Here is a 959-nt window from a genome sequence, read left to right as displayed (position 1 = left end):
TACACAAACCTCCGCACGAACATAATATTCAACGATCCTGACGAGCTTGACTCCTTTGTTGTCAATCTCGCCCAGAAGTGCGGGAAGCATATAAGCATTGCAGAGCCGATGGTTGATGCTACGATGCCTGACGGGAGCAGAATTCAGATGACGCTGGGTAGAGAGGTTACCGATCACGGCTCGACCTTCACCATAAGAAAGTTCAGGGATGAACCTGTAACACCAATCGATTTAATAGCCTGGAAGACTTTCAGCAGTGATCAGATGGCGTATCTTTGGTTGTGCATTGAGAACAAGAAATCGCTGATTTTCGCAGGCGGGACTGCGAGCGGGAAAACGACATCGATGAACGCCATCTCTCTGTTTATACCGAGAAGGTCAAAGATAGTCACAATTGAGGATACAAGGGAGCTGATGCTCCCGCACGAGAACTGGATTCCCGGTGTGACGAGAGACGCTTTCCACGGGGAGAAGGGGGCGGTTGACATGTACGATTTGCTCAGGGCGGCATTGAGGCAGAGGCCGGAGTACATAATAGTCGGAGAGGTCAGGGGCAGGGAGGCTCTGACTTTATTTCAGGCGATGGCCACCGGCCACACAACCTACTCAACTCTGCATGCGGACAGCATAAGCGGTGCAATACACAGACTGGAAAATCCACCCATTGGGGTGCCGAGACCGATGCTGGAGGCGCTGGACATCATAAGCATTCAGGCCCAGACGTACGTGGGGGAGAAGAGAGTGAGGAGGAATGTGGAGATTGCCGAGATAGTGGGTCTGGATGCTCATACGAAGATGCTGAGAACTTCAACCGTTTTCCAGTGGGACAGCGTTAAGGATGAGCATGCGATGGTGGGAACATCGAAGGCTCTGGAGGAGATAAGGAGGCAGAGGGGGTGGAGTGTGAGGGAGCTGAATGAGGAGCTGGACAGGAGGAAGAGGGTGCTGGAGTTTATGCT

The 959-nt window shown here is 52.5% G+C and carries 1 protein-coding gene; it reads left to right on the top strand.

The genetic code is table 11. The features are described from left to right. On the top strand, nt 1–959 hold a 959-nt coding region (locus tag JFQ59_RS12305; RefSeq protein ID WP_202320805.1), incomplete at both ends, for a type II/IV secretion system ATPase subunit.

Origin of the sequence: Archaeoglobus neptunius (assembly GCF_016757965.1) — an archaeon.
Lineage (GTDB): Archaea > Halobacteriota > Archaeoglobi > Archaeoglobales > Archaeoglobaceae > Archaeoglobus > Archaeoglobus neptunius.
The sequence above is the reverse complement of the archived record's forward strand: the minus strand, read 5'-3'. Positions and strand labels throughout refer to the sequence as shown.